Origin of the sequence: Oscillibacter sp. KLE 1745 (assembly GCF_000469445.2) — a bacterium.
GTDB classification, from domain to species: Bacteria; Bacillota; Clostridia; order Oscillospirales; family Oscillospiraceae; genus Oscillibacter; species Oscillibacter welbionis.
Genome location: NZ_KI271718.1, coordinates 76,016 through 79,962, shown reverse-complemented (window position 1 = coordinate 79,962; position 3,947 = coordinate 76,016). Strand labels below are relative to the sequence as shown.

The following is a 3,947-nucleotide window of genomic DNA, read 5'->3' as shown; positions in this document are numbered from 1 at the left end:
ATGTGCGCGATGCTCACGCATCGCGCACATCTCCGCACTTGCCGCAGCACTGCAGTGCTGCGCATCTCTTTTTGCGTTCTCTCGAACTGTGGAGAACTCACGTATTTTGATATAGCGTTTTATAAGCCGCTTTTGAGGTGACGGGCACCATTCGGGCACCACAGCAGGAAAATCCCGAATATCTCATTCACTGGCTGGGCACCACAAACCTCGGCACCATGGGCACCATTTTGCCGCTGACGATGGGAATTGAGAAATCTTCGAGAAAAAACAGAAGTCCTTGAAAGCGTTGCGCTTCAAGGACTTCCTGGCGGAGACGGTGGGATTCGAACCCACGTGCCCTTTCGGACAACTTGATTTCGAGTCAAGCTCGTTGCGACCACTTCGATACGTCTCCGTGTGAAAATATGCAATTTTTATGAATGGATTACATGATTTCGAGTCAAGCTCGTTACGGCCACTTCGATACGTCTCCATGGATGAATATGCGATTTTTCCGAATTCTCTACATGATTTCGAATCCGGACCCTTCAACCACTTGGGTACACCTCCATTTATTGAAAATCGGTCGTCCGATTTACAACCTGCGATTCACTTTTTTGGAAAAACTGTGAGCATCCTGTTTGCACTTTCCGGACTTTTTTTGAAATCAGCAGCCCCCTTGCAGCACAAGGATTTGCAGTTTTCCATCACGCCTTTATGAGTGACGATTTCAAGTCAAGCTCGTTGTGACCACTTCGATGCCACCCTGTACAGTTCCGTCCTGCGAGACGGGAAGCGGTTTTATTATGGCATATTTTCGGGAAAGTTTCAAGGAAAACCTTTTAACTTTTCGTTCGTTTCTCTCCGCCCCGCTTTTAACCACCGGGCGGAACTCTGGACGTGCTGCCCGGATAGAATGGGCCTGAGATATTTGACAGGAGGGATCGCCTTGCGTCCAACAGTGTTTCTCTGGGGCCTGCCGGGCCAGTACATCAATTACGAGCGTGCGCTGGAGATAGCAGGTGGACGGCCCCTGGCCTCTCCGGATCTGCGGGATGCGGTGCGGTGTGCCGCCCTGTTGTTGCCCGGCGGCGGCGATATGGAGCCCCGGCGCTACGGCCAGGCAAACACCGCCAGCCGGGGGCTGGAGCCAGAGCGGGACGCGGGAGAGCTGTTCCTGCTGGAGCAGTTCATTATGGAGAAAAAGCCTGTTCTGGGAATTTGCCGGGGACTGCAGGTGCTGAACGTGTTTTTCGGAGGCACACTGATCCAGGACCTGCCCGGCCACAGCCAGGCGGCGGGTCGGGACCGGCTCCACCGGGTACGGACAGCCCCCTCTCCCCTGCAGGACCTTTTCGGAGAGACCTTGGTGGTGAACAGCGCCCATCATCAGGCGGCAGACCGGCTGGGGCAGGGACTGCGGGCGGTCCAATGGGCCATAGACGGCACGGTGGAGGCGGTCATCCACCAGTCCCTGCCGGTGTGGGGTGTCCAGTGGCACCCGGAGCGGCTGGCCGGCCCCTTATCCCTGTCCGGAGCCGCAGATGGAGGGTGCCTTTTCACCGCCTGGCTGGCGCTGGCTGGTGGCACAGGACAATCTTAGAAAAAAATTGCGGGTTTCCGCTTGACAGATGGGCTTGTCCATGGTAATATATCTAAGCTGACGATTTCCACGGAGGGCAGACGCAGGTGTAGCACAATGGTCAGGGCACCAGCCTTCCAAGCTGGGGATGCGAGTTCGATTCTCGTCACCTGCTCCAATCAAATTCGCGCCAGTAGCTCAGCTGGATAGAGCAACTGCCTTCTAAGCAGTAGGCCAGGGGTTCGAGTCCCTTCTGGCGTACCAACTCCTTCCGGGGCGGTCGGTCAGCACGCATCCTGTTTAGGATCTCGATATGTGGTGGGTGTAGCTCAGTTGGTTAGAGCACCGGATTGTGGTTCCGGGTGTCGTGGGTTCGAGTCCCATCTCCCACCCCACAAAAGAGGGGATCGGGGTCACCCCGGTCCCCTGTTTTCCTTTCCATTGGGGCGTCGCCAAGTGGTAAGGCAAGGGACTTTGACTCCCTCATCCGCTGGTTCGAGTCCAGCCGTCCCAGCCAAGACTTTCCAGCCCGCCCGCATTGGACGGCCGAAATAGAATACCATGTGATCCGTTAGCTCAGCAGGCAGAGCAACTGCCTTTTAAGCAGTGGGTCCGGGGTTCGAATCCCCGACGGGTCACCAGCTGAAATCCCTGGAGCTGTAGTGCTCCGGGGATTTTTGTAATTTCCAATTCTGTGCGCGTGGTAGTAACGTGAGAGTGACGTCTTTTTAAGCGGTCAAAACATAATTTCCTGGCATCTCTATCGATGAGGTTGCAAGCATAGCACGGATGTACATCCGCACGCCTGCAGGGGGGGAATCCCCCTAGCCCCAATTCCGCCCACATGAAAATCGGGTCCGGCAAAGTTGCCGAACCCGATTTAGTCTTTCAGTGCGTCACATACCGCCCCATCTTGATCAGCAGCAGCCGGACCGAGTTCGCGGTGAAGTCCAGCGCCATCCAACGCTCCGGACTATCAATGATCCCGGCGGCCGCCAGCGCGTCCACAGCGGCCTCCAGCTCCGGGTCCGTGTCCTGGGACCCCTGGCCGCCGCAGAGGGCCAGAAACGCCTCCCAGGCGCCTGCTGTGGCCCGAATTGTCTTTGGGCAGTCCTTGCCGTTCCAGCGGTTGTGCTGGACCACCCCGTCCAGCGGGATGTCGTGCCGCTCCATCAGCAGCCGCACCAGCGCCGCCGCATTGACCCTGGCCTGCTCAAAATCCCCGCCGGCATCCACGCAGATCTCGACGCCGATGCTGGTGGCGTTGCCCGGGCCGCTGCCGCCGTCCCCGGCGTGGTAGGCCCGCTCATTGTCCGGCAGGTGCTGGTAGATGCTGTGGTCGTCCACGGTATAGTGCCAACTCACCATAGCCCGCTCGCCGGCATCACTGTTCAAGTACGCCGCGTGGGCCGCCGCATCGGCGCCCTTAGCAAAGTTCCCGGTCTCGTGGATGGTGATATAGGTGTCCGGATTGCTTCCGCCCGGCCGGTTGTCGGCTCCGGACGGCAAGAAGTCCTGAATGATCCGCAGTCCCGTATCGGTCACCAGGCCCCCCTCTGCGGCCTCCACGGGCCGCAGGTGGTCCATGGACACCCAGCCCCGGTCCGTCTGTCCCCAGCCGTCCCGGACGGACTGGACGGCCACCACGGCGCCGTAGGAATAGCCTCCCAGCTTGTCAAAGGATGTGCCCGGCCCCTTGCGGATATTAAGGCCGCTTTGGGCCGTCACCACATACTGCCCGCCGGTGGTGTCAGATTCGGACACATCGTCCGCCAAGTGGACCACGAGATAGTAGGGGATCACCCGGTCCGCGTCACAAACAAAGCCGTTGCCCGCCCGGTCCCGGTAGCACACGGACCCGCCGCCGTCCAGCATCACCGCACTGTCCCAGCCGGCGGCCGCCAGCACGTCCCGCAGCTCCTCCGGGGTGTAGGGCGTCTGGGTGACGAGATAGGCAAACCGCCCCTCCTTGGTGCCGATGGCCTGGCGGGGCCGCCTGCCGCCCATGTCCGGCTGATAGTGGGGCGCCGCCAGCGGCTCCCCCTCCACGACGAGGGCCACGCACTCCACATAGTTGTCCGCCTCACAGGGCAGCCGCTCCATGGCATAGTCCTGCGCGTCGGTGCCCCATGCCATGCCCCACACATGGTAGTCCGGCGCGCCGTACACCACGCCGTCTCCCCTCAGGTGGCAGCAGGCAGACAAATCTCTGAGGAAGATCGGCCCGCCGAACACAAAGCTGCCGCCGGTCTCCTGCAGGATTTTGTCCAGCTCCGTCTCCCGGTACCGCTTGATGTTGTTGTAGATCTGCACCCGCCGGATCTGCGCCAGCGGGTAGGTTGCCGCAAACTGCATAGATTGCCTCCTTATCGACAGCGGCAGG

Annotated in this window: 2 protein-coding genes and 6 tRNA genes; 6 read left to right on the top strand and 2 right to left on the bottom strand. The window is 59.8% G+C overall.

The annotated features are described in order from the left end of the window. Window positions 1–308: 308 nt before the first annotated feature. A tRNA-Ser gene (locus HMPREF1546_RS07765) sits at window positions 309–397 on the bottom strand. 534 nt (window positions 398–931) lie between these two features. Between HMPREF1546_RS07765 and HMPREF1546_RS07760 the strand changes: the two genes are divergently transcribed. From HMPREF1546_RS07760 to HMPREF1546_RS07735, 6 genes are all read left to right on the top strand, one after another. Next, the gene (locus HMPREF1546_RS07760; RefSeq protein WP_158629690.1) at window positions 932–1,585 is read left to right on the top strand and encodes a gamma-glutamyl-gamma-aminobutyrate hydrolase family protein; all 654 of its coding nucleotides are present in this window, start codon (window positions 932–934) and stop codon (window positions 1,583–1,585) included. A gap of 82 nt (window positions 1,586–1,667) precedes the next feature. Further along, a tRNA-Gly gene (locus HMPREF1546_RS07755) sits at window positions 1,668–1,742 on the top strand. Window positions 1,743–1,751: 9 nt separating this feature from the next. Next, a tRNA-Arg gene (locus HMPREF1546_RS07750) sits at window positions 1,752–1,828 on the top strand. A gap of 54 nt (window positions 1,829–1,882) precedes the next feature. After that, window positions 1,883–1,959, top strand: a tRNA-His gene (locus HMPREF1546_RS07745). Window positions 1,960–2,006: 47 nt separating this feature from the next. Continuing rightward, a tRNA-Gln gene (locus HMPREF1546_RS07740) sits at window positions 2,007–2,081 on the top strand. A 48-nt stretch (window positions 2,082–2,129) separates the two neighbouring features. Then, window positions 2,130–2,205: transfer RNA gene (locus tag HMPREF1546_RS07735), tRNA-Lys, on the top strand. Between the two features lie 247 nt (window positions 2,206–2,452). Here HMPREF1546_RS07735 and HMPREF1546_RS07730 read toward each other — a convergent pair. Further along, window positions 2,453–3,919, bottom strand: coding sequence for an N-acetylmuramoyl-L-alanine amidase (locus HMPREF1546_RS07730; RefSeq protein WP_021747505.1), 1,467 nt, complete (start codon window positions 3,917–3,919; stop codon window positions 2,453–2,455). Between the last annotated feature and the right edge of the window lie 28 nt (window positions 3,920–3,947).

Bases quoted from the DNA above. Each gene is read 5' to 3' on its own strand.
- HMPREF1546_RS07730 (WP_021747505.1), bottom strand. From the start codon at position 3,919: ATGCAGTTTGCGGCAACCTACCCGCTGGCGCAGATCCGGCGGGTGCAG.